Origin of the sequence: Halomonas sp. ALS9, assembly GCF_001651035.1 — a bacterium.
Lineage (GTDB): Bacteria > Pseudomonadota > Gammaproteobacteria > Pseudomonadales > Halomonadaceae > Vreelandella.
The window spans coordinates 321,180-346,026 of record NZ_LXRG01000110.1 but is presented as its reverse complement, the minus strand read 5'-3'; the positions used below and the strand labels follow the sequence as shown (position 1 = coordinate 346,026).

Sequence of the window (24,847 nt, the reverse complement as noted above, 5' to 3'; positions counted from 1 at the left end):
TAATTCTCTACTTTGGAATGGCCATGCAAGCCCCAGACATCCCTCAAAATGAAACACAGCGCCTGGCGGCCTTGCATGATTTAAAGATACTCGATACGCCCAGTGACAAGGCGTTTGAGCGCATGACGCAACTCGCCCGCGACCTGTTCGATGTGCCTATCGCCTTAGTGTCGTTAATAGACCAAGAACGGCAATGGTTTAAATCACACCAAGGGCTTGAGGTGTGTGAAACCGACCGGGCCTTCTCTTTCTGCGCCCATGCCATCGTCATCGATGGGCCGCTGGTCATCGAAGACACCCATAAGGACAAGCGCTTTGCAGACAACCCACTGGTCATAGACTCGCCGAACATCCGTTTTTACGCGGGTTTCCCCATACGGCCACTCCAAGGCATAGCCATTGGCACCCTGTGCATTATTGACCACCAGCCGCGTCAGTTCAGCGAGCGTGATTTAAAGCGACTGGGCAGTTTAGCGGGGCAGGTTGAAGAGCTACTCCGCCAACACAAGCTGCAGGTGGAACTCACCCAGACCGCTAGCATGATGCAAAAAGAGCAGCAGTTGCTCAAAATTCTCCATCAAGGTATTACCGACTATCAGGCGCTGATGTCGGAAAAACGGCTTTGGGTATTTTTGATGGAAGCGCTGCGTGAGCTCACCGATAGTGACTACGCACTGATTGGCGAGGTATTGCCGTCCAACGCCACCAACGCACTTAAAGTTCATGCGATTACCCACCTCACTTGGAACGAAGAATCACGTAGTCTGGTAGACCAACTGCGTAATGGCAGTTTAAAACTCACCGACCCAGATTCAATGTTAGGGCGTGTTTTTGCCTATGGTGAAGTGATCATTGCCGACGACATTGCCCCTCATATTAAACGCAGTGGTTTTCCCATCGCGGACACGCCGTTCCATAACTACCTGGGCGTTCCTATTTTCAGCGGCGAACATCTGATTGGTATGTACGCCATCGCCAATAGCCAGCAGCCACTGAACCAGGCGCTGCTGGATTGGCTACAACCGTTTACTGACACCTGCTCGCTGTTGATCAATCTTTACAGCCAAATGGCTGAGCGCGAACAGGTCATGCTCGATCTGGCCGCCGCCCGCGACCAGGCGGAAACCGCCAGCCGGGCGAAAAGTGAATTTCTCTCATCAATGAGCCACGAACTGCGCACCCCGCTAAATGCGATTATCGGGTTCTCGCAGATTTTGGCTAATAGCCGCCGAGAACCACTTAGCGTTAAGCAGCAACGCCAGGTCTCCCAAATCGAGAGAAGCGGCCAGCACCTGCTCAGCCTGATTAATGAAGTACTTGATTTGGCTAAAATCGAAGCAGGTCACATGACGCTCTCCATCGAACCTATCATTCTCGCCAATGTGTTTAACGACGCCTGCTCCACTTTAGAAGACTGCGCCGAGGCGGCAGGCATCCAGCTTCGCTACACCTCGCCAAATGATCGCTGGCAAGTAAACGCCGACTACACGCGCACCAAACAGGTTCTTTTAAACCTGCTCTCTAATGCGATTAAGTACAACAGCCCCAACGGCTCAATCGATATTAGCGTGGCGCATTTAGTCGATCATGTGCGTATCAGCGTAACCGATACAGGCCCTGGCATTGACCCGGAACGCCAGCACGAACTATTTGAGCCCTTTAATCGCCTGGATGCCGAAGGGGGCAGCATAGAAGGCTCCGGTATTGGCCTGGCGATTACCCGCGAGCTAGTCGAGCGCATGAGCGGCGAGCTGGGGGTAGACAGCCAGCCCGGCCAAGGCGCCACCTTTTGGTTTACCTTGCCCACTGCTAGCCCAGGCGCTAACGCAGACACTAGCGCCGACGCGCATCCTGCGACCCATCCGATTCATGCTCAGCCCAGCAACGCCTTTACACTGCTGTATATTGAGGACAACCCCGCCAATCAGCGGCTAATGGAAGATATCATTGAAGAGATGGGCGAGATAACGCTGCAGATTGCGTCCAGCGCTGAAATTGGCCTGGAAATAATGCGTCACTGCTCGCCTGCCCTGGTACTCATGGATGTCCACCTGCCGGGTATGAACGGTTACCAGACATTAGAAGCAATGCGCCGCGACCCACAGCTGCAAACCTTGCCGGTGATCGCCCTCTCGGCCAATGCCATGCCTGGCGACATCAAGCGCGGTCTGGAAGCGGGCTTTAATGCTTACCTCACGAAACCGCTTGAACTTGATAAACTAGAAGCCACCATTACTCAGTTTATGCAGACCGCGTCGGGGAAGGAACCATGAGCCTTACTGAAAAACACCTGCTCATAGTGGATGACAGCACGGTTAACATTGAACTCATGTTTGATCTTCTTGACGAGTATGGCTTCGAGAACATCCATGGTATCAACGACCCACGTCAGGTGCTTGCTCACTGCCAGCGGCAGTTGCCGGATCTACTGCTGCTGGATATCCGTATGCCGCACCTAGACGGCTACGCGGTGATTGAAGAATTAAGTGAATACTTCGCCGAGCAGATGCCGCCGATTATCGTGCTAACGGCGCAAATTGATGACACAACCCGCCAGCGGGCCCTGAGTATGGGCGTACGTGATTTCATCACCAAACCGTTTAAGCAGGATGAAGTATTACAACGCATACGCAACACCTTAAACATTGAGCACCGCTATCAGGTGCGCGAGAAGCAGGTCGACACCCTAGAGCTAATGGTTGCCAAGCGCACTCAAGAGTTAGACCGCCAGTCTCGCACAGACCCCATTACCCAGCTCCCCAACCGACGTGGGTTAAGCCAAGCGCTGTACGCTGCTGCTCTCCAGGCCTCGGGCACTGGGCTACTGTTTATCGCTATTGATAAGCTCGATGATGTGGTGCGCTTGCATGGCTACCGGGTGGCCGACCAACTGCTGCGACTCATTAGCCAACGGCTTCGTCAACAGCTCGACGTCGAGTATCTGCTCGGCTTATGGGGGGGAAGCGAGCTGCTGGTCATTTCCCCCACAGCAAACCCAACCACGCTGTTGCACCTGGCCGAGAAACTGCTTGACTGTTTCGATCAGGATCAGGCGCTGGAGGAGCTTTTACTTCCCCTCAGTGCACGTATCGGCATTAGCGCCGAAGCAGGCTATTTTGAGACAGAACGGTTGGTACATATGGCGGCGTTAGCGCTGCCGTCTTTGGAATCGCTCAAGGTTCAACTCTACACGCCGGCGCTTGAGACCAAGCAACGCCACCGGCTGCAACTGCAACAGGCGATTCGCGGTGCCACCGAGCGCGGCGAGATGTCACTCGCCTTCCAGCCCAAACTATCGCTAGCTGACCACAAAATTCTGGGCGCAGAAGCGCTGCTGCGCTGGCAGCACCCGGAATTCGGGCTTATCTCTCCCGGCGAATTTATTCCGCTGGCCGAGGCCAGTGGTGATATTCTCTCGATCGGCGACTGGGTGCTAGATGAAGCCATGCGCTACATCAGCCTCTGGCGGGCACAAGGGCTGCTCAATGACGATTTTCATATCGCGGTGAATGTAGCCGCGCGCCAATTGAGCCGCAAAGACTTTGCCCATCAATTGCTTGCTCGCCTAGAGCAGCGGCAAATTCCCCAACGCTTTTTGGCCTTGGAAGTGACCGAATCGGGTCTGATGAGCGATATGAATCACGCTCGCCAGCAGCTTGCCCAATTGGCCGAAATGAATATTGCCGTCGCCATCGACGATTTTGGTACCGGTCAGTCGTCACTGGCGTATATTAAAACGCTACCGTTTTCGACGCTGAAAATCGATCGTGCCTTTGTGATGGATCTGGAAACCAGCGCGATTGATCGCCAACTGGCCCACACCATTACCCAGCTGGCCCACAGCGTGGGCTGCGATGTGGTGGCGGAAGGCATCGAGACCTCAGCCCAGGCGGCCTATTTAAGCTCTATCGGCTGCGAAGCCGCGCAAGGTTACTTCTACGCCCGCCCGCTGCCCGCTGAGGCATTTGTGACCTGGTGTAGCGAATGGAAGCCACTGCTTTCTACACCTCCACTTTCCATCCCCCCCTTCGGAGACCGTTAATGGCTCATGACTTACTTGACCGCTTACGCGAACGTTTAGAAGAACTCAACCGCTCGGAGCGTAAAGTCGCCAATGTAATTCTTGAAGACCCGACGGTCGCCACCAGCCTAAGCATTGCCAGCCTCGCTCAGGCGGCTAGCGTCAGCGAACCCACGGTTAACCGCTTTTGCCGTAACTTTGGTGCCAAGGGCTATCCCGATTTCAAAATTAAACTGGCCCAGAGCTTAGCCGGTGGCACGCCCTATGTAACCCGTGCGGTGGAGCCCGGTGACTCTGCCACCCAGTACACCCACAAAATTTTTGGCGCCACCATCGCCGCGCTTGATGAAGCCCAGCGCGAAATCGATATGGGCGCCGTCGAACGCATGGTCGACTACCTCACCCAGGCCAAGCAGATCCACATTTTTGGCCTGGGCGCCTCCGGGGCGGTGGCCCAGGATGCCCAGCACAAGTTCTTCCGCTTCAACCTGCCGGTGATGGCCTATATTGATGTGTTGATGCAGCGCATGGTCGCCGCCGCCTGCCATACCGGGGATGTGGTGGTGATTATCTCCTACACCGGACGCACCCGGGAGCTGGTGGATATCGCCCGTTTGGCGCGGGATGCCGGGGCGGTCGTTCTTGGTATTACCGCGCCCAATTCACCGCTGGCTAGCGAGTGTACCGCCACGCTTGAAGTCGCCACTCCCGAAGACACCGACCACTACATGCCGATGACTTCGAGAGTGATTCAGCTAACCCTGATTGATGCGCTGGCCACTGGGGTGACATTAAGGCGTGGTGAAGACTTTTTACCCCACCTTAAGAAAATCAAAGACAGCCTGCGCGATACCCGCTTTCCGGTGGAAAAGCCTGGGAAGTGAATGGAAAATAGTGAGGGGTGAATGGTGAGGTGTGAGGGGCTAGCTCACTGCGGCAGTCACGGTAATTTCCACTTTAAGCTCATCAGCGGGCAGTGGCGCGCATACGCAGGTGCGCGCTGGGGCGTAGCCTTCTGGCACCCAGTTGTCCCATACCTCATTCATCGCGGCAAAGTCGCTGCCATGCTTAAGATAAATCGTCGCGCTAAGCAGCTGCTCACGGCTTGAACCGATCTCTTTCAGCAGCGCATCCACCCGCGCCAGCATGCTTTCGGTTTGGGCCGTGATATCACCGTCACGGGCCTCAGGGCCAGTCACTTGGCCACACAGATAAGCCACGCCCTGGTGAATTACCGCACGACTCATGCGGGCTTTTGTATCGTAACGTTGAATAGTCATAGTGCAAACTCCTAACAGGTTGAAAAAAAGCAGTCTAAACCGCCACACCGGTGGTTGGCTATGGCACGTTTTTCAAACCCGATCCGTCGGTACCGGACGATGTTCAAATACCCGCCGCAATACAAAACTGGTATGGGCGCCGGTCACGCCCTCGATACGATTAATCACATGTAGAAGCAGATGTTGATAGTCGTCCATATCGCGCACCAGGATTTTGAGCTGAAAATCAGCCGCCTGGCCGGTAATGATCAGGCACTCGACAACGTTAGGTATCTCGCGAATATGGCGTTCAAAATTATCGAAGCGCTCCGGCGTGTGTTGATCCATGGAAATATGCAGAAGCGCCATTAGCTGGTAGCCCAGTTGGCGGGTATCGACCTCCGCGCGGTAGCGCAGTATTAAACCGTGCTCTTCCAAGGCCCGCACCCGGCGCAAACAGGGCGAAGGCGAAAGCCCGATTCGATCAGCCAGCTCCTGGTTACTGATGCGCCCCTCTTGCTGGAGAATATCCAAGATATGGCGATCAAAACGATCCAACACCAGTGGCGATATCGACATAAAAGGCATCTCCTGCCAAAAAATAAAATATAGAAGAAACTTCCTGCCAAATATTGCCTTACACACCCTATCTTCGCAAGAACCTAGCGCAGCAAACCCTTTACACTGTACCCGTTGCCAAAAGCAGCCAATCACTCAGTACGGCCGCCACAAGCAGCCGCGATCCATAAAACGGTTATTTCAGGAAGACCACTACTTTCAGGAAGTTCACAATGTCTGCTTTCGATCATCGCAAATATCGTCCTGCGCCCCGTGTGCCTGCCTTCAATCGCCAATGGCCGGATCGTGATCTAGATCACGCCCCGATCTGGGTGAGCGAAGACCTACGCGACGGCAATCAGGCGCTGCTTGAGCCGATGACCGTTGAGCAGAAGCAGCGCTTCTGGCAGCAGATCGTTAAAGTGGGTATCAAAGAAGTCATGGTCGGCTTTCCTTCCGCCAGCCAGCCCGACTACGACTTTGTGCGCTGGCTGATCGAAGAGAATCAAATTCCCGATGACGTCACCATTGCGGTACTGGTGCAGTGCCGTGAACACCTGATCGAAAAGACCTTTGCCTCCTTGGTCGGCGCCAAGCGCGCCATTGTTCACTTGTATAACTCTACCTCGACCATTCAGCGCGAGCGGGTGTTTGAGATGGATCGCGCCGGGATTGTCGATATCGCGGTGCAAGGGGCCACCTGGGTCAAAACCTACGCCGATCAGTACCCAGACATTGAATGGTGTTTCGAATACACCCCAGAGAGTTTTTCCAGTACCGAGATCGATTTCTCGCTGGAGATATGCGAAGCGGTGATGGATGTCTGGCAGCCAACGCCGGATAACAAGTGTATTCTCAACCTGCCCACCACGGTGGAGGTGGCGGGGCCGCACCATCACGCCGATCAGATAGAGTACTTCTGCCAGCATATCAGCCGCCGCGACAGCGTAATTATCTCGGTGCACACCCATAATGACCGCGGTGGCGCCGTCGCCTCGGCTGAACTCGCCCTGCTAGCGGGTGCCGAGCGGGTGGAAGGCACCCTACTGGGCAACGGCGAGCGTACCGGCAATATGGATATCGTTACCCTGGCCATGAACCTTTATAGCCAAGGCATCGACCCGCAACTGGATCTCTCCAACCCCGATGAAATCATTCAGGTGGTTCACGAGTGCACCGGTATTACCATGCACCCGCGCCACCCCTGGGTAGGTGAAATGGTGTATACCGCCTTCTCGGGCAGCCACCAGGATGCGATTCGTAAGTCCCTCAAGCATCAAAAGCCCGACGAGCCCTGGCAAGTGGCGTATCTGCCCATCGATCCCCATGACATCGGCCGCGACTACCAGGCGGTGATTCGCGTCAACAGTCAGTCCGGCAAGGGCGGCATGGCTTTCCTGCTGGAGCGCGATTACGGCATCAACCTCCCGCGCTGGATGATGCTCGCCTTGGCGCCTTACGTGCAGCAAGAGAGCGAACAGCGCGCCAGCGAGCTTTCCAGCGAAATAATTCGCCAGGTGATGTTCGATAATTTCACTCAAGAGGCGCCGCTCACGCTTGTCGACTATCGGCTTTCCAAAGGTCAGCAGGAAGGCATTGAGGTCACGCTGCAACAGGGTAACGAAACGCTGCGCCTCTCAGGCAAAGGGAACGGTGCCATGTCCGCGTTTACCGATGCATGGCAGCGCCACTCCGGCAGCAGCGTGGGGATTATCGATTACAGCGAGCACTCGCTGGGTGCCAGCAGCGAAGCCAATGCGATCGCCTTCGTTCAGCTCAATATCGATGGCCAGCGGCTCTGTGCGGTGGCCGAGGATAGCGACACAGTAAGCGCATCGCTCAAAGCGCTGCTGTCAGGCATTAACTCAGCCCTAACAGTGGAAAAGCGCCAGCATAAAGAAGCGGCTGCCGAAGCCTAGGCGGCTAAGGTCTCAGGGCTAAGTTTTAAGAACCAAGTTTTAAGAACCAAGTTTTAAGGATCAAGTTTTGAGGACTAAGTTTTAAGGATTAATCAGCACACTCAATACACTTAAGCACTAACGGATCCCAGGTGAGGCGTTTGGCTCCAATCCACTCGCCGCACTCGATACACTCACCAAAGCTTTCACTGTCAATGCGTTGCAGGGCAGAGGCAATTTGCTTCAGCTTTAACTGGCGGCGCTGCTCGCCTGCTTTAGCCATCGCCTGCCCCTGCATCGCATCCATCCGCGACAGCCGCCCTACCGACGTTTGATCCAACATCACCGTATCCCGGGAGTCTTCACTGCTGGCGCTTTCCTCGCGCAGCGTGGCATCTAGCGACAGCAATTTCTCACGGATAACGGCTATATCCACCTCAGGGTGATTCATCTGCGCCTCCAGTTAGCCTACAATCATTAACCAACAATCGTTAACCTACTAATTATTTGATCGCGAAGGGAACGTTACGATGGGCTATCGCACCCTGCTGCGCGATCACCGCAGCGTACTCAGTATCGCTTTTCTAGCAATGTTTAGCTCTAGCCTTGGGCAGAGCTATTTTATTGGCCTTTTTCAAGCGCCCCTTTCAGACAGCCTCGGGCTCAGCGTTGGCCAGTTCGGCACTGCCTATGCCGTGGTTACCCTAATAGCGGGGTTCTGCATGCTGCGCTTTGGGCCTACCATTGACTGGATTAACCCCCGGCGCTTTGCGGCCATCGTTTTAACCCTGCTATTAACCGGCGTTGTGCTGCTTACCTTATCGCCCTGGTGGTGGCTAGGGATAGTCGGCCTTGGCATAGTACGGCTATGTGGCCAGGGTATGTTGACCCACTTGGGCAATACCCTAGCTGCGCGTGAGTTTTCCACCATGCGCGGCCGCGCCATTGGGCTGGCTAACCTGGGAATCCCACTGGGTGAAGCGCTACTACCTCCATTGGTAGCTGCTGCGCTTATTTGGAGCAGTTGGCAAACCTTCTGGTGGCTGATGTGTGGCGTTATCGCCCTGCCGTGGCTGTGGCTACTATTCAAAGTGCCATGGCCCAGCGCACCGGGCGTTAAACCGACAAAACAAACGCCCCACGGCCCTCGCCCCTTTCGGGAAAAACGCTTTTGGCTGCTCATGCCGCTGCTCATGGCCCTGCCTATCACCATGACCGGGCTGTTTATTTATCAGGCCCAATTGACCGCAGCCCTCGATAGCTCGCTGGCCGTTTATGCCCTGGCGCTAACTGGCATGGGGATCGCCAAACTCCCAGGGGCGTTATTGGGCGGCCGCTGGGTAGATAAACTTGGCCCGGTGAAGCTCGCGCGCTTGTACCTGCTGCCCTACGCCATCGCCATGCTAATGGCGTTAACCATCGGCGGAAATATCAGTATTTGGGCGCTGATGGTGGGCGGTGGCTTAGCCATGGGCGCGCAGGAGCTGATTGCCTCTGGCCTGTTGATTAAGCTATGGGGGGCTGAGCATCTGGGTCGGGTACGTTCCGCGCTTAGCGCTGCCATGGTATTTTCCACCGGCATCGCGCCTGCTGTGCTGGGGTTAGCCATCAGCGCAGGCGCTCCGTTTCATGCACTTCTATTAGGCATGCTGGGGTTTATCATCGCCGGTTGGTTACTGGCCCAGCGCGTACTACGGGAAGCATCCAACATCACGGCTGAGCAGTAGCTTTCTTCAATCAGCGCAAAATCAACACCGGTAGCTGCGCCTTACGCAACATCGTGGTGGTGGTACTGCCAACTAACAGGTGGCGAATCCGCGAGTGACCATAGGCCCCCATCACCAGCATATCGATATCGTGATCTTGCTTATAGGTACGCAGCGTCTCTTCCACCTCGCCTGCGCGTATGGCTCCTTCCGCGGTGTGCCCAGCTTCACGCAGGATTTCCAGTGCCCAGGCAAGCTGCGAACGGTTTTCAGCGGTTTCTGCACCGACAATCACCACATGGCAGGTGGCACCCTCAAACAGTGGGCTTTTGGCCAGCATTTCGACGCCCTTACGGGCCGTGTTACTGCCGTCGAAGGCCATCATCACGTTGTGCGGTTGAGTGAACTGTTTGGGCACCATAAGAATCGGCCGGTGCATTTCCCGCACCACGCGCTCAAGGTTGGAACCTAAATGGCCGCTGGCTTGGTGCGCCGTCTCGCCGCGCTTGCCCACCACCAACAAACGCACTTCTTTTTCGTTCTCAACCAGGGTTTCCACCAGGGTGCCATTGCGCTGCAAGCATAAAAGGTCAGCAATACCGGCGTTGGCCGCACGCTCCTTGGCGGCATCCAACAGCAGGCGACCGCGTTCACGGGAAACCTTCGCATGCTGCTCTTCAATGCCGGAGAGCTTTTCCAGCAGATGTTCCCGGGTACCCAGGCCTAGATTACCGGTTAAATCGGGCTCGGCTACCTGGACATGGTTATCTACCGTATGAATAAAACTGAGCGGGGCGTTGAGCGCTTTGGCGGCCCAGGCCGCGTAATCACACACACCTTCTGAAAATTGAGAACTATCAATAGCTGCCAACACGCGATCTGACATGAATTACTTCTCCTTGAGCGGGTGCATCAACGTTGTTGTTATATTCTCATCCTTTTCTACACGAACTCATTGACCAGCGACAGTCTAAAACGTTCTTTCGTACTGTTCGGACACTCTAAAACGTGCATGCTACACTTAGCAGCCTATTAATTTAGCAGCCCATTAACTGAGTAACTCATTCATTGAGTGACCTATTCATTAAGTGATCGAAGGGGGCGCGAGCATGGGGCATGGCTTAATAAGCGTACTGCTAGTGGCGTTGGGCGGCACACTCGGTGGCATGGGGCGATTTGGCATTTCTAACCTGATGGCGCGCTGGTGCGGTAAAGCCTTTCCTTGGGGAACACTAATCGTTAACGCCAGCGGTGCCTTTATCGCAGGCTGTTTATTAGGCAGCCAGGGCATACCCAGCGAGCAACCTTCGCTTATTTGGCTATTTATGGTGGCCGGGCTGCTAGGGGGCTACACCACGGTTTCTTCTTTTAGCCTACAAACCATTGAGCTATGGCAGAGCGGCCAAGCGCTGCGCGCGGGGCTCAATGTGGGCGCTACCCTGCTGCTCGGTTTAGCCATGGTAGCATTAGGCTGGCTGGTCACTGGAGGCTCCCTATGAGCGTCTGGAAAGCCTATTTAGCCGTAGGAGTGGGCAGTGGACTTGGCAGCGTATTGCGTTACGGTGTCTCGCTTGGCGCTTTTGCAACGCTTGGAGGGGCCTTTCCCTGGGGCACGCTAGCCGTTAACGTACTGGGCTCTTGCCTGATTGGCTGGCTGGCAGCAAGGATTAGCCGCAGCCCTCACAGCAGCATGACTCGCTGGCAGCCCTTCTGGGTGGCCGGGTTTTGCGGCGGTTTTACTACCTTTTCACTGTTTAGCTTAGAAACCATGCACTTTATAGCGCAAGACCAGTTGGGGATGGCGCTTATATACATCGCAATCAGCTTACCTTTATGGCTGCTAGCAGCTATCGTCGGCGAGCGTATCGCGCTTGCTCATCGGCAAGCTTAACCTCCAATGAAGCAACGTTTATGCGCGACCAGTTAGAACAGCAGCAGTCTTGGATCTATCTGGGCTTTATCTGCCTGGGGCTCGCGCTGGGTAGTGGGCTGCCAGCGCTATCTGCGACGCTGCAGCAACTACTATGGCCGCTCCTTGGCCTATTACTGTACGTCACGTTTACCCAAATTCCGCTGCTGCATATTGCTCAGAGCATGAAAGATAAGCGTTTTATGGCTGCGCTGATGGTCGGTAATTTTATCGCCATTCCAGCCTTTTTAGCGCTTTTAGTAGTTTGGTTACCGCTCTCCCCTCCTGTCTTGGCTGGCGTTTTACTGGTCTTGCTGGTGCCCTGCACCGATTGGTTTATTACTTTCACGCATTTAGGCAAAGGGGATACCGCTCGGGCGGTTGCTGCCACTCCGCTACTGCTACTGGTGCAGATGATCGCACTCCCGGTTTATTTATGGCTGTTTTTAGGCAGTGAATGGTTTCAGTTAACGCTTTCAACCGAGCTGCTTCGCGCTTTTGCGGGGCTTATCCTTACGCCCTTAGCGCTAGCCTGGTTAACGGAATACGCCGCCCAACGACATAAAGCAGTTGAACGTAGCGTGCATAAACTGGGGTTACTGCCGGTACCTTTATTGGCGTTAGTGGTGTTCATCATCGCTGCATCGCAAATTAAAACAGTGCTGGGACTTAGTCAGGTATTAGTTCAGGTTGTGTTTATTTTTATCGGCTTTCTACTCTTTGCAGCACTATTGGGTAAGGGGCTTGGCAAGTTGTTTAAACTGCCAACCACTAGCGCCCGAACCCTGGCGTTTAGTTTTGGTACGCGTAACTCTTTTGTGATGCTGCCTATCGCCCTGACGCTACCTAGCGCCTGGCAGGCCGCTGTCGTGGTGATTGTGTTTCAATCATTGGTTGAGCTATTTGGCATGGTGGCGTTCTTACGCTGGGTGCCCAGTAAGTTACTGCCAAAACCCTAGCTTGAAAAGCTTAAGGTTAAATAGCCATTAGCTAACGCGAGTGTATCCTCCCAGCACACCCTGCTTACTCATCACCAACTGCCAAAGGTGAAGCTCCCGGGCCCGGAAAGCCCCTGCGCACATAAGCAAGTAGTAGCGCCACATGCGATAAAAACGCTCGCCATACTGGGCTTTAAATGACGGCCAATGCTTCTCAAAGTTATGGTGCCAAGCCATTAGAGTTCGGTCATAGTCGGCCCCAAAGTTATGAACATCCTCCACCACAAACAGCGCTTCAGCGGCATCCGTGATTTGCCCCAAAGTGGGGAGTTCACCATTGGGAAAAATATACTTATCAATCCAGGGGTCAGTCACCGTGTGGCTTACGTTCTTGCCGATGGTATGCAGCAAAAACAGCCCTTCATCTTTTAAGCAGCGGTTAGCAACGCTCATATATTCACGGTAGTTTTTATGCCCCACATGCTCGAACATGCCGATACTAACGATACGGTCAAACTGCTCGCTCTCATTACGGTAATCCTGCAAGCGAAACGCTACCGGCAACCCTTTTTTGATCAGTCGCTGTCCGAACTCAGCTTGCTCTTTGGAGATCGTCAGACCCACGCACTCAACACCATAATGCTCAGCAGCGTAGGCCATAAAACTCCCCCAGCCGCAGCCGATATCCAACACTTGCATGCCAGGCTTTAATTGCAATTTACGGCAGACCAAGTCGAGTTTGGCTTCCTGGGCCTCGTTCAAGGTTTGAGCATGTTTCCAGTAGCCACAGGTATAGGTCATGCGCTGGTCTAGCATGGCAGCGTAGAAGTCATTACCAAGATCGTAATGCTTTTCGCCCACTTCCCAGGCGCGCTTAGCCGTTTGACGATTCAGCAAACGCGACCGCAGCGAGTGATAAACCAACTGGGTAGGCTTGATGCGCTGCCCAAGCCGAGCACGCATTAACCGATAGAATAGTTCATCCAGTCGTTCAGCGTCCCACTCCCCCTTCATGTAGCTTTCGCCAAGCCCAAGATTACCTCGCGAAAGGGCGCTATCGATAACGCCAGGCGCTTTCAGTTGCATATCCCAGGGGCGATTGCCGTCGAGCTGAATATCGGCCTGGGCCAGCAAATCGGCAACAAACCGGTGAGAAGTCGACGCTCCATCGAAGCCAACAGGTGGTTTTTCCAACATAGGCATGTTCACAGCAGGCTCCTCGCGCTATTCCTGTGAGTGAATGGATCACAACCTGTCTATCAGCATAGAAGCGCATTGCAATATAAGCATTTTTTGATGGAGACGACTGACACCCTACAAGCTCTAAGCGATGTCTTTTAACGCAGCGCTGGCATGCTGGCTTCCCCTGGCTAGCTACCCAGTAAGGGACTGCCAGCACATAAATAGTTACCCACTATGGTACCTATACTTAAGCGACCCCAGGGTGCCAACGGATCTTTATTCTGCTAACATTATTGTCGCGGTTCCTGGCTAACAGGCTTCTTTAGCGAAGATTTTTCGCTGTCGATTGAACATCAACAGGACCATAAAACATGCCCCACCTACTCTCAGGGTTGATGACTCCACCCTAGCTGATTGCCTGACATTTATGCACTCCGCTTGATTGTTTCTCATGTCTAATCACATGAAAAACAATCAGTTATTTATTGGCAAATGCAATAAGTGCTGGCAATGATGACTACTGACCCTCCCTAAGCTTTGTTTGACCACTCAGACTAAAAGCGCTTACCCCTTGATTGGTAAGTTTTTTTAATCTTCAAACAAGGCTATCGAATTGCAAAATTTACCCATCCCCCATACGGCATTCTTCGACGAAACCTCCTCCTCCCAGCGGTTTGTGGCTAGCCTGCTTGAAAAAGCAGATATTCAGATCAATGGTGATCGTCCCTGGGATATGCAGCTAAATGCCCATGGGGTGATAGAAGACGCCTTAGCAAGAGGCAATCTCGGCCTCGGCGAGCGTTATATGGACGGTGATTGGGACGCTGCACAGCTTGACAAGTTCTTTTTCAAACTGATGCGTGCACGGCTGCCAGATCAGGTCAATCACAGCAAATTGGTGTTTCACCACCTAAAAACACGTTTAGTTAACTTACAAACCGCTAAACGTGCGTTTCAAGTAGGTGAAGCGCATTACGACCTTGGCAACGAGTTTTACGCTGCCATGCTCGATAAGCGCATGACCTATACCTGCGGCTACTGGAAAGATGCCAAGACACTCGACGAAGCCCAGGAAGCAAAGCTTGATCTAATTTGCCGCAAGCTCGAACTAAAACCCGGTATGCGCGTGCTGGATATTGGCTGTGGTTGGGGCAGCTTTATGGCTTACGCCGCCGAACATTACGGCGTTGAGTGCGTGGGCCTGACGATTTCAAAAGAGCAAACCGAGTACGGCAAACAGCTAATGCAGAGCGGGCTTCCCGTTGAGTTCCGGTTAAAAGATTATCGCGATGAGACAGAGCAGTTTGACCGCATTGTCAGCGTCGGCATGTTTGAGCATGTGGGCCGTAAAAACTACCGTGAGTACATGAAAGTCGCTAACCGCTGTTTAAAAGATGACGGTCTCTTCTTACTGCATACCATTGGCAAAAATGTGCGCCACACCTCCCCCGACCCCTGGATTGATAAATATATCTTCCCCAATGGCGAACTCCCAGCCCTGAGCCAAGTGACTAACGCAGCGGAATCGCTGTTTGTGGTGGAGGATGTTCACAACTTCGGGGCGGATTACGATCGCACACTGATGGCTTGGCACGATAACTTTGAAGCCAATTGGCCCCAGTTTAAAGACCAATTCAGCGAGCGTTTTTACCGTATGTGGCGTTACTACCTGCTGAGCTGTGCTGGCGCATTTCGTGCACGTGAAATACAGCTTTGGCAGTTTGTGCTCAGTAAAAAGGGTGTCGTCGGTGGCTATAACCGCATTAGCTAACAACTTAAGCCGGGGAGCCGCGAGCATAACTATCACGGCTCAGCGGCAACCTGAACAGCTCCCATCGTGCGCACAGAATCATCTTTATGAACGTCGGCCCTGTCTAGCGGTCAATTTTAACGAGTCGACCCTTCAACCTACCCCAGATACCTTTGCTTAAGGTCGCTGGTAACTGCATGAGGCAACTCAATGGCACGGTTACACAACGGCTTCTGCCCTACCCCACCCTAGCGCTACTCCATCCAGACAACGCTATGCATTCATTGCGTTTCAAAACGCAATGACTTTGCCAAAACGACCTGTGAGTGGAGCGACCATGCAAGTACAAAACGCCTTTATCCCCAACATCGACGAATTAACAACATCCACTGAGTGGACTAGCGTGCACAGTTATTTACCCACCAACGCCAAAGCACCCCTGCTTGTGGTTTATCGCGATATCCATGGAGCTGGCGTGACATCGGCTATTTTAGAGCGCGGGCGGTTTTTGAGCGTTACCAACCGCGCCTTGGTACGCGGCGTGCAGGCTTGGCGTTACATGGATGAATAAGCTTTTCTAACGGCCTTTCTAGTCCGATACAACATCACTATTTTCTTACTTAACAGGCACCATGGATACTAAAACTGAGACCTCCCAACGCGACGCCGAACACCGCCAATTAATGCACACCCTTGAACGCATTGACCTTAACATAGAAGAAATTAATCAGCGCTTAGCGGCTTATGCAGAGGATATACAGGCCCAGAAAGAGTATTTATGGACAAGCCGGGATGAAATGGATCACATCGAGAAGATCTCCGCCCGCGAGTCCATTGAGCAGGCGGTGATGACCGGCGATAATGCGCTGGCACGTCGCCATAAGCTCGAAAAACTCAGGCATTCTCCCTACTTTGGGCGTTTCGATTTTTCCCGGCAAGGCACTTCTGACGCAGCTCCCACGCCTATCTATATCGGCATTCACCACTTTTATGATGATTTGACCGGTCACAGCCGTGTACATGACTGGCGGGCACCCATTGCATCACTGTTTTACGATTACGAAACCGGGCCCGCCAGCTATCAGAGCCCAAAGGGGGAGATTAGTGGCCACATCACCCTTAAGCGTCAATTCAGAATCAAAAAAGCCAACATCGAGCTAATGATCGATAGCGATGTGCATGTGGTCGATGACGTGCTTCAGGACACGCTGAGCCAAGCCTCTGACGACACCATGAAGAACATCGTCGCCACTATTCAGCGTGATCAAAATGCGATTATCCGTAACGACGAAGCCCATACCTTGATTATTCAAGGGGTAGCAGGCTCCGGAAAAACCTCGATTGCGCTACATCGAATTGCTTTTCTGCTGTATCGATTTAAAGACACGCTCACCTCCGAAGATATTTTGATTATCTCGCCCAACCAAGTATTTTCCGACTACATCGCCAACGTGCTACCCGAACTGGGGGAAGAGACGGTTAATCAGGTGGGTATGGAAACCCTGGCCGATGAGCTTCTCAGCAGTCAGTACCGGTTTGAGACATTCTTTGAGCAAACCACGGCACTACTGGAAAAGAATGACGAGGCCATGAAAGCACGCCTGTATTTCAAAGCCTCACCAGAATTCCTTAAGGAGCTCGATCGTTATGCAGCCGAAGTAGAGGCAACGCGTTTCACGGCTGAAGATATTTGGATTGCACGGCGATTGGTGCCTGGCTGGTTACTGGAGGAGGTGTTTAAAAAGCATCGCAACCTACCCACCAATGAGCGACTCAGGCAGGTGAGCTGGGAAATAGAGCAAAAAATAGGCAATCAGTATAACTATGATTTAGAGCCCGACGAGCGCAAGACGTTAAAAGCCACCATTAAGGGTATGCTAAAACAGAAAACCCTGCGCGAGACCTATAAGGAGTTTTACACTTGGCTGGGAAAACCCGAACTGTTCAAAACGGCTTCCCGGGGGCGCCTTGAGTACGCCGATGTTTTCCCCCTGATCTACCTAAAGATGCGCTTAGAGGGCGTGCACTCCCGCTGGCGGAATGCCAAGCATCTGTTAATCGATGAAATGCAGGACTATACGCCAGTCCAGTACGCGGTGATTGGTCAGCTGTTTCGTTGCAAAAAAACCGTGCTAGGCGATAGCTACCAATCGGTTAACCCCTATAGCGCCTCGAAAGCCGAGCAGATACGCCAGGTGCTGCGTCAGTCCATGTACGTGACGCTGAATAAAAGTTACCGCTCCAGTATCGAAATAACCCGCTTCGCCCAGCATATCGCCTATAACCCCGATCTAGAACCGATCGAGCGCCATGGCAAACCGCCTGCCATTCACCGCTGCTCATCGCGTAAGCAATCGCACACTGCCATTCAGCAACTAGCCCATGAGTTTACAGCCTCAACGCATAACACCTTAGGTATTGTGTGCAAAACCCAAAAGCAGGCCAGTCTCGTTTTTAAAGCGTTAGAAGGACAATTCGATAAGCTACAGTTACTCACTGAGCAAAGCACTGCTTTTGGGCAAGGCATTATTATCTGTACTGCCCATATGGCGAAGGGCTTGGAATTTGACCGTGTGATTGTGCCCGAGGTAACGGCCACCCATTACGCAACGGATATGGAGCGCAACTTACTCTACGTGGCCTGTACACGGGCGATGCACCAGCTTGACCTGACTTACCATGATCAGCCCTCGCATTTTATTGAACACCTAACTCAAGCGGCTTAATTTTCTAATCTCATCAAAAAAGCCGGCACACTCAATAAGTGAGGGCCGGCTGCGGGGTAAATTACGCAATGCGAGCTAAAATTGTTCGCGCTTTTCTCAGTGCGTCTTAGCGCAGAATCAGCACCGGTATGCGACTGCCGCGTAGCATCGCCGTGGTGGTGCTGCCAACCAGTAGATGCCGAATACGCGAGTGCCCGTAGGCACCCATCACCAGTAGATCAATGCTGTGCTCTTTTTCGTAAGCCTGTAGCGCTTCGTCTACTTCACCGGCACGAATCGCGCCTTCGGCTTGATGACCGCCGTCACGTAATGTATTTAACGCCCACTCAAGTTCAGAGCGGCGTTCAGCCGTCTCTGCTCCCACGATGAGCACGTGGCATTCAGTGCCTGTAAATAGCGGTGAACGCGCCAGCATTTCAACGCCCTTGCGGGCGGTTTTGCTACCGTCAAAGGCCATCAGGATCTTTTCAGGACGCTTGAAAGTCTTCGGCACCATGAGGATCGGGCGGTGCATTTCACGCACTACCCGCTCAAGATTAGAGCCGAGGTGGCCACTGGCCTGGTGTGCAGTTTCTCCGCGCTTACCCACCACCAGCAACCGTACGTCTTTTTCAAGTTCTACTAGCGTTTCAACCAGAGTACCGTTGAGCTGGCGGGTAATGGGATCACTGATCCCATCTTCCAAAGCTCGCGCTTTGGCCGCTTCCAGCATCAGCTTGCCCTGTTCGCGATTGACCTTAGCGCGCTGCTCATCAAGCTCAGAAAGCTCTTTCATCAGCCGTTCGCGGGCACCGAAACGCAGGTTGCCGGAAAGGTTCTGCTCTTCGGGTACTTCTGAGTGGTTGTCGACCACATGCACAAAGGTTAACGGTGCATCCATGGCTAAGCTTGCCCAGGCGGCGTAATCGCACACACCTTCGGAAAACTGGGAGCCGTCAATGGCGGCTAATACCTGTTCTGACATATCGCTCTCCTTGTCTTGATTAGTGGCCGCCCATTAACTTTTCAACCGCTTCGGGGTCATTGTGTACCGCGTAGCGATCCACCACCGTCGCGCTGGCTTCGCTCAAGCCCACCATCTCTACTTCGGTACCTTCACGGCGGAATTTAATCACCACGCGATCCAGCGCCTGAACGGCAGTGATATCCCAGAAGTGCGCACGGGAAAGATTGATGGTGACTTTATCAATGCTCTCTTTAAAGTCGAAGGCGGCGATAAAGCGCTCGGATGAAGCAAAGAACACTTGACCCACAACATCGTATTCACGTTCTTTACCAGCCTCAATTTCTTTAGAGCCGATGTACATGATGTTGCCAACTTTGTTGGCAAAGAACATTGCCGCTAGTAACACGCCAACAAATACGCCAATCGCCAAGTTGTGAGTACCGACAGTCACGATAACGGTAGCCACCATGACAAAGTTAGTACTCATGGGGTGCTTCTTCAGATCGCGGATCGATTCCCAGCTAAAGGTACCGATCGCCACCATAATCATTACCGCTACAAGAGCAGCCATGGGAATCTGTGATACCCAGTCGGCCAGGAAAACTACCATCAATAACAATGAAATACCGGCAATTAACGTTGAGGTACGACGACGACCACCTGATTTAATATTGATCACCGACTGACCAATCATGGCACAGCCTGCCATACCACCAATTAAGCCTGAACCGATGTTGGCAATACCCTGGCCTTTACACTCGCGGTTTTTATCGCTTTTGGTATCGGTTAAGTCATCAATGATTGTTGCGGTCATCATGGACTCAAGCAGGCCCACTACGGTTAGCATCAGTGCGGTCGGTAGAATGATCATCAAGGTTTCGAGATTTAGCGGCACATCGGGCCACAAAAACATCGGTAGGCTATCCGGCAATTCACCCATATCGCCAACGCTGCGAATCTCCATACCGGTCATCATGTACACGACGGTAAGAACAACAATACATACCAGTGGCGAAGGAATTGCTTTGCCGACGACCGGCACATAAGGAAAGCCATAAATGATGGCTAAGCCTGCAAGGGTCATGGCATAAACGTGCCAAGTAACGTCGGTTAATTCTGGCAACTGGGCCATAAAGATTAGAATAGCCAACGCGTTGACAAAGCCAGTGACCACCGAGCGCGATACAAAGCGCATCAACTCAGCGAGCTTTAGATAGCCAGCAATAATCTGCAACACACCGGTTAAAATCGTGGTGGCCAGCAGGTATTCCAAACCGTGCTCTTTCACCAGTGTGATCATCAGTAACGCCATGGCGCCTGTTGCCGCTGACACCATGCCAGAACGGCCGCCGGTAAAGGCGATAATCACACAGATAGCGAAGGACGCGTAAAGGCCGACCTTGGGGTCAACGCCTGCGATGATCGAGAACGCGATGGCCTCGGGTATAAGCGCTAGCGCCACGACAATCCCCGCAAGGGTGTCGCCCTTGAGGTTAGAGAGCCAAGATTGTTTAAACTTTTCGTACATGCGAGGGGTCCACGGTTTTAGGTTAATAACAGGCCAAAAGCAGTAGAACAGCGCAGCCAACTATAGGAAGCACCGCCAACACATTGGCACGCTGGGATGATCAGCTTTTTATTTTAAATAATGATGAGCTAGCGTTAGGTACGGCTAAATTCAGGTGCTTGAAATTTGAGCGTTAAAAACTAGCCGTTAAGAACTTTGGCCGCTAAAAACAAGTACCAGAAAGCTATGACAGAGCAGTGAAAGCACTATCAGCACCTTAAAGGGGGGCTTGGAGGGCTAGGGTGGAGTCATCAACCCAGAGAAACGCTGTGTGAATATGGTCATTGGCAAGATTCTTTCCTGTTACAAAAGAGTGTTGCGAACAGAGCATTGCAGAAAGCACGGTGCGACAAAGTGGCGTATCCTACCAGCAATCGTGTTGCATTGCACCTAACGTCTAACGTAACCGAATAAGTTCCCGCGTTTAGTAAATAATCCTCCTACTTAAGGAAGAGTGACCTTAGTCCCGCTTTTGACGTATCATTGCGCCGTTAAAAGAGACGTTGATTGCCAACTATTCACGTTGAAGCGGCACGGTTTTTCCGCCGATAAGTCGATTAAAGAGGAGCAGTACATGAGCCAATCTATTGCAGTCATCAAGGGCGACGGCATCGGCCCAGAAATTATGGATGCCACGCTGCGTGTACTCGACGCGTTAGATTGCGGCTTAACCTACCAGCATATTGATGCGGGCTTAGGGGCACTTGAGCAACATGGCACGCTGATCCCTCAAGAATCGTTAGATGCCATCGAAAAATACGGCATAGCGCTTAAAGGCCCGCTGACTACGCCGATTGGCAAAGGCTTCTCTTCGATTAACGTACAGCTGCGTCGTCACTTTGATCTTTACGCTAACGTGCGCCCGGCGATTAGCTTCCCCGGCACCCGTTCGCGTTACGACGACATTGATATGATCACCGTGCGCGAAAACACCGAAGGCGCGTATCTTTCCGACGGCCAGGAGATGATCGACGGCGGCGATACGGGTATTTCAGTCATCAAAGTCACTCGCAAAGGCTCTGAGCGTATTGTTCGCTACGCTTTTGAACTGGCCAAAAGCAACGGTCGCAAAAAAGTCACCGCGGTACATAAAGCCAATATCATCAAAACCAGCTCTGGCCTTTTCTTGGACGTGGCGCGCGAAATCGCCAAAGAGTACCCCGAGATCGAATTCCAGGAGATGATCGTCGATAACGCCTGCATGCAGCTGGTAATGAACCCGCATCAGTTTGATGTGGTCGTCACCACCAACCTGTTTGGCGATATCCTCTCTGACCTTTGCGCTGGCTTAGTGGGCGGTTTGGGCTTGGCCCCAGGTGCGAACATCGGAGAAAAGGCGGCGATATTTGAGGCCGTGCACGGCTCAGCACCGGATATCGAAGGCAAAAATATCGCCAACCCTTGCGCGCTGCTGCTAGCCGCTGCCCAGATGCTTGATCACCTGGGCATGGCGGAGAAAGGTACCGCTATCCGCCAGGGTATTCGTACCGTGCTGGAAACTCGCCGCGATATGGTCACCCCCGATATGGGCGGCACTGGCTCTACCGACTCCTTCGCCCAGGCGCTGGTGGAATACGTTCAGGGCTAAGGCGTACAGAGCAACTAGTCCGCCTCTTTCTAGCTGATCACTTTCTAACCGATCACTTGCTAGCCCAGGTCATTAAAGCGGTAACGCAATAGGTACAACGCATTGAGGGTGACCAACACGGTCGCCCCAGTGTCTGCCATTACCGCGACCCACATCCCAGTAAACCCCAGCACCGTCGAGACCAAAAACAGCGCTTTAAAGCCAAGCGCCAACGCCACGTTGGTTTTGACGTTGCGCATGGTGGCCCGGGAGAGAGCGATCATTTCGGCAATCCCGCCTACCCGGTTTTTAAGCAGCGCGGCGTCGGCGGTTTCAAGCGCCACATCGGTGCCACTGCCCATGGCGATGCCCACCTCTGCCGCGGCGAGTGCCGGTGCATCGTTAATACCATCGCCTACTTTGCCAACTGGCCCCAGCCCTTGTGCTTGCCATTGGCGCACGCGCTGAGCTTTGTCTTCGGGCATTAACTCGCCTTCCGCTTCAATGCCTAACTGTTCACCTATAGCGGCTACGGTGCGGGCATTGTCTCCGCTTAACATAACGGCTTGAACACCTAAGCGCGCTAACGCTTGAAGACCCTTTTGTGCATCTTCACGAGGCTCATCACGCAGGGCGATCAACCCAATAGGCCGTTCGTTTTCTACCAATACCGCGAGGCTTTTACCTTGAGTTTCCAATGCCTCGATACGTGCGCTCCATTCATGTGCTGAATTACTTGAACGTTGCAAGTAGCGTGGGCTAACGAGCATCAGCTCACGCCCTTCCACCTGCCCGGCTACGCCCTGCCCCGCTAGCGCCCGTCCGCCGTCTACTTTGGGCAACATAGCTTCTGGCTGCTGGGCGCCATTATTTTGAAAACAGACCTTATGAAAATAGTCGCTAATAGCGACGGCAAGGGGGTGGCTTGACCCCTGCTCCAGGGCGGCGGCTAGGCGCACTATTTCATCGCTACTGTTTTTAACGGCAAGGCCGCCATTAAAGCTCTCTACATCCGTTACCATGGGCTTGCCCGCGGTCAGCGTGCCGGTTTTATCCAGCGCAACCCGTTTGAGCTTGCCTAGCTGCTCTAACACCGCACCACCTTTCATTAACAGGCCGTTGCGGGCACCCACCGATAACCCCGCCGCAATCGCCGCGGGCGTCGAAATCACCAGCGCACAGGGGCAGGCTATCAGCAGCAGCGCTAAGGCGCGGTAGATGGATTCTGACCATAGCATCGACGACACCAGCGGCGGCACGATAGCCACCAGCAGCGCCACACCCACCACCGCAGGCATATAGTAAAACGCAAAGCGGTCAATAAAGCGCGCCACCGGCGCTTTCGCTGCCTGGGCCTCTTCGACTAGCTTAATCACCCGGGCGATAGTGTTATTTTCAGCGCTGCGGGTTACCTCGACTTCAAGCACACCGTTTAGATTGACGGTGCCAGCAAACACCGTATCGCCTTCGCCACGCTCCCGTGGCACCGACTCGCCGTTGACCGGCGACTCATCGATTGAGGAGCGGCCGGCGGTAATTTGCCCATCGCAGGGCAGCCTGTCCCCGGGGCGTACCTGTACCCGTTGCCCCAGCTGAAGCGAAGCAGCGGCTATCTCGCGCACTTCGCCCTGATCGAGTAATCGCGCGCTGGAGGGCGTCAGCTTGGAAAGTGCCGAGATACTGCGCCGGGCTTGAGCAGCAGCAACACCCTCCAGCAGCTCACCCACGGCAAACAGAAACACCACCACCGCCGCTTCAGCTGCGGCGTTAATGGCCAGCGCCCCCACGGCGGCAATGCTCATCAGCATTTCAATGGTGAAGGGGTTGCCCAATTTGAGCGCTTGCCAGGCATGCTGAATAATCGGCACCAGGCCAACCAGCGTCGCCGCGATAAAGGGCCAACTGCCCAGCGCAGGCCAGGCAAATTTAAGCCCCCAGGCAAGCGCCAGCAATGCGCCACTGACTATCACCAGTCGCCCTTTTGGCGATTGCCACCAAGAAGGCGATTTTTTCGATTCAGCCGTGTCCGCCGACTCATCTAACACCCGGTAACCGAGAGCGCTAATCGTCGCCTCAATTTCAGTGCGTGCCAGCGATTGCCCTGGCGATGGGGTGAGTTGTACCGACCCCGCCAGTGAACTCGCGGAGACTTGATCAACGTGGTTTAAGCGCTTTAGCGCTGATTCGACTTTACGTTCGCAGCCGCCGCAGTCCATGCCCTGCACACGCAGGGTGGTCGTCGTAGCGGATTTTGAGTTACTCATCGCACGGTGCTCCAAGTTCGTCTATCTTAGGAGCAGCGTAATACCTGTAGTTACTAGAGGTTCAAGTAATGAAAGAGCAAAAACCAGCGCCATCCACTACTGAGCGCTATATTGGCATTGGCGAACTGGCACGGGAGTCCGGCTGCAAGCCCGAAACGGTGCGCTATTACGAACAGATTGGGCTACTACCTTCAGCGCCGCGCAATGAAGGTAACCAGCGGCGCTACACCACGGCCGCCATCCGCCGCTTGACGTTTATTCGTCATGCACGGGACTTTGGTTTTTCGGTGGAAGCGGTAAGGGAATTGCTGGAAATGGCCGACCACCCAGCGATGCCTTGCCAGGAGGTGGATACGCTGGCGAAGCGTCACCTTGCCGAAGTCGAGGCACGTCTTGCGCGACTCACCGCGGTGCGCGATGAGCTCCAACGCATGATCAACCAGTGCGCAGGGGGCAGTGTTGGCCAGTGCCATATCATTGACGTGCTCAGCGACCACCGGCTGTGCCATCAAGTGGAGCCTCACGGTGGCGCGGATGTCATCGGCTAGGGGTGAGT

General features: G+C 53.6%; 21 protein-coding genes. 13 read left to right on the top strand and 8 right to left on the bottom strand.

Going from position 1 to position 24,847, the window contains the following annotated elements; all coding sequences use genetic code 11:
- Positions 1–23: 23 nt before the first annotated feature.
- Genes A6R74_RS09785 through A6R74_RS09775 form a run of 3 tightly spaced genes read left to right on the top strand, consistent with a single transcriptional unit; the run spans position 24 to position 4,905 of the window.
- Positions 24–2,273 carry an ATP-binding protein gene (locus A6R74_RS09785; RefSeq protein ID WP_064234321.1) on the top strand — a complete coding sequence of 750 codons (2,250 nt, stop codon included), beginning with the start codon at positions 24–26 and terminating at the stop codon, positions 2,271–2,273.
- Positions 2,270–4,042, top strand: a complete 1,773-nt coding sequence (locus A6R74_RS09780; RefSeq protein WP_064234320.1) for an EAL domain-containing response regulator — start codon at positions 2,270–2,272, stop codon at positions 4,040–4,042. Before A6R74_RS09785 ends, A6R74_RS09780 begins: the two co-directional genes overlap by 4 nt.
- A complete protein-coding gene (locus A6R74_RS09775; protein ID WP_064234319.1) occupies positions 4,042–4,905 on the top strand; it encodes a MurR/RpiR family transcriptional regulator in 864 nt (287 codons plus the stop codon). The genes A6R74_RS09780 and A6R74_RS09775 overlap by 1 nt, the downstream gene beginning before the upstream one ends.
- A 39-nt stretch (positions 4,906–4,944) precedes the next feature.
- Here A6R74_RS09775 and A6R74_RS09770 read toward each other — a convergent pair whose 3' ends face one another.
- Both A6R74_RS09770 and A6R74_RS09765 read right to left on the bottom strand, forming a co-directional pair.
- Positions 4,945–5,301, bottom strand: a complete 357-nt coding sequence (locus A6R74_RS09770) for a RidA family protein (RefSeq protein ID WP_064234318.1) — start codon at positions 5,299–5,301, stop codon at positions 4,945–4,947.
- A 72-nt stretch (positions 5,302–5,373) separates the two neighbouring features.
- A complete protein-coding gene (locus A6R74_RS09765; protein WP_064234317.1) occupies positions 5,374–5,859 on the bottom strand; it encodes an Lrp/AsnC family transcriptional regulator in 486 nt (161 codons plus the stop codon).
- A 212-nt stretch (positions 5,860–6,071) separates the two neighbouring features.
- On the opposite strand from A6R74_RS09765, the gene A6R74_RS09760 reads away from it, so the two are divergent.
- Complete coding sequence (locus tag A6R74_RS09760; protein WP_064234316.1) at positions 6,072–7,757, top strand: 2-isopropylmalate synthase; 1,686 nt, start codon at positions 6,072–6,074, stop codon at positions 7,755–7,757.
- Between the two features lie 88 nt (positions 7,758–7,845).
- On the opposite strand, the gene A6R74_RS09755 is transcribed toward A6R74_RS09760, so the two are convergent.
- Entirely contained in the window at positions 7,846–8,187 is a 342-nt protein-coding gene (locus tag A6R74_RS09755) for a TraR/DksA family transcriptional regulator (RefSeq protein ID WP_064234315.1), read from the bottom strand.
- A 79-nt stretch (positions 8,188–8,266) separates the two neighbouring features.
- On the opposite strand from A6R74_RS09755, the gene A6R74_RS09750 reads away from it, so the two are divergent.
- Positions 8,267–9,463 (top strand): MFS transporter, encoded by a 1,197-nt coding sequence (locus tag A6R74_RS09750; protein ID WP_064234314.1) that lies wholly within the window; start codon positions 8,267–8,269, stop codon positions 9,461–9,463.
- 10 nt (positions 9,464–9,473) lie between these two features.
- On the opposite strand, the gene A6R74_RS09745 is transcribed toward A6R74_RS09750, so the two are convergent.
- On the bottom strand, positions 9,474–10,328 hold the full coding sequence (locus A6R74_RS09745) for a universal stress protein (protein WP_064234313.1): 855 nt from the start codon (positions 10,326–10,328) through the stop codon (positions 9,474–9,476).
- Positions 10,329–10,551: 223 nt separating this feature from the next.
- Here A6R74_RS09745 and crcB point away from each other — a divergent pair, with 223 nt between their 5' ends.
- From crcB to A6R74_RS09730, 3 genes are read left to right on the top strand one after another with little or no spacing between them, the layout of a single operon-like run.
- Positions 10,552–10,941, top strand: a complete 390-nt coding sequence (gene crcB / locus A6R74_RS09740; protein ID WP_064234312.1) for a fluoride efflux transporter CrcB — start codon at positions 10,552–10,554, stop codon at positions 10,939–10,941.
- A complete protein-coding gene (locus A6R74_RS09735) occupies positions 10,938–11,333 on the top strand; it encodes a fluoride efflux transporter FluC (protein ID WP_064234311.1) in 396 nt (131 codons plus the stop codon). The genes crcB and A6R74_RS09735 overlap by 4 nt, the downstream gene beginning before the upstream one ends.
- A 20-nt stretch (positions 11,334–11,353) precedes the next feature.
- Positions 11,354–12,310: an arsenic resistance protein gene (locus A6R74_RS09730; RefSeq protein WP_064234310.1), complete on the top strand. Its 957-nt coding sequence runs from the start codon at positions 11,354–11,356 to the stop codon at positions 12,308–12,310.
- A 27-nt stretch (positions 12,311–12,337) separates the two neighbouring features.
- Here the strand turns inward: A6R74_RS09730 and cfa (A6R74_RS09725) are convergent, their stop codons facing one another.
- Positions 12,338–13,498 (bottom strand): cyclopropane fatty acyl phospholipid synthase, encoded by a 1,161-nt coding sequence (gene cfa / locus A6R74_RS09725; protein WP_064234309.1) that lies wholly within the window; start codon positions 13,496–13,498, stop codon positions 12,338–12,340.
- Positions 13,499–14,084: 586 nt separating this feature from the next.
- Here cfa (A6R74_RS09725) and cfa (A6R74_RS09720) point away from each other — a divergent pair.
- The 3 genes from cfa (A6R74_RS09720) to A6R74_RS09710 all read left to right on the top strand — a co-directional run bounded on the left by cfa (A6R74_RS09720) (position 14,085) and on the right by A6R74_RS09710 (position 17,947).
- On the top strand, positions 14,085–15,242 hold the full coding sequence (gene cfa / locus A6R74_RS09720) for a cyclopropane fatty acyl phospholipid synthase (RefSeq protein ID WP_240488196.1): 1,158 nt from the start codon (positions 14,085–14,087) through the stop codon (positions 15,240–15,242).
- A gap of 316 nt (positions 15,243–15,558) precedes the next feature.
- Positions 15,559–15,792 (top strand): hypothetical protein, encoded by a 234-nt coding sequence (locus A6R74_RS09715; RefSeq protein ID WP_064234308.1) that lies wholly within the window; start codon positions 15,559–15,561, stop codon positions 15,790–15,792.
- Positions 15,793–15,853: 61 nt separating this feature from the next.
- A complete protein-coding gene (locus tag A6R74_RS09710; protein WP_064234307.1) occupies positions 15,854–17,947 on the top strand; it encodes a HelD family protein in 2,094 nt (697 codons plus the stop codon).
- Positions 17,948–18,053: 106 nt separating this feature from the next.
- On the opposite strand, the gene A6R74_RS09705 is transcribed toward A6R74_RS09710, so the two are convergent.
- Complete coding sequence (locus A6R74_RS09705; protein ID WP_064234306.1) at positions 18,054–18,911, bottom strand: universal stress protein; 858 nt, start codon at positions 18,909–18,911, stop codon at positions 18,054–18,056.
- A 19-nt stretch (positions 18,912–18,930) separates the two neighbouring features.
- Positions 18,931–20,421 (bottom strand): SulP family inorganic anion transporter, encoded by a 1,491-nt coding sequence (locus A6R74_RS09700; RefSeq protein WP_064234305.1) that lies wholly within the window; start codon positions 20,419–20,421, stop codon positions 18,931–18,933.
- Between the two features lie 613 nt (positions 20,422–21,034).
- Between A6R74_RS09700 and A6R74_RS09695 the strand changes: the two genes are divergently transcribed.
- Positions 21,035–22,048 (top strand): isocitrate dehydrogenase, encoded by a 1,014-nt coding sequence (locus A6R74_RS09695; protein ID WP_064234304.1) that lies wholly within the window; start codon positions 21,035–21,037, stop codon positions 22,046–22,048.
- Between the two features lie 59 nt (positions 22,049–22,107).
- On the opposite strand, the gene A6R74_RS09690 is transcribed toward A6R74_RS09695, so the two are convergent.
- The gene (locus tag A6R74_RS09690) at positions 22,108–24,291 is read right to left on the bottom strand and encodes a heavy metal translocating P-type ATPase (protein WP_064234303.1); all 2,184 of its coding nucleotides are present in this window, start codon (positions 24,289–24,291) and stop codon (positions 22,108–22,110) included.
- A 68-nt stretch (positions 24,292–24,359) separates the two neighbouring features.
- On the opposite strand from A6R74_RS09690, the gene A6R74_RS09685 reads away from it, so the two are divergent.
- Positions 24,360–24,839, top strand: coding sequence for a MerR family transcriptional regulator (locus tag A6R74_RS09685; protein ID WP_064234302.1), 480 nt, complete (start codon positions 24,360–24,362; stop codon positions 24,837–24,839).
- Positions 24,840–24,847 lie beyond the last annotated feature (8 nt).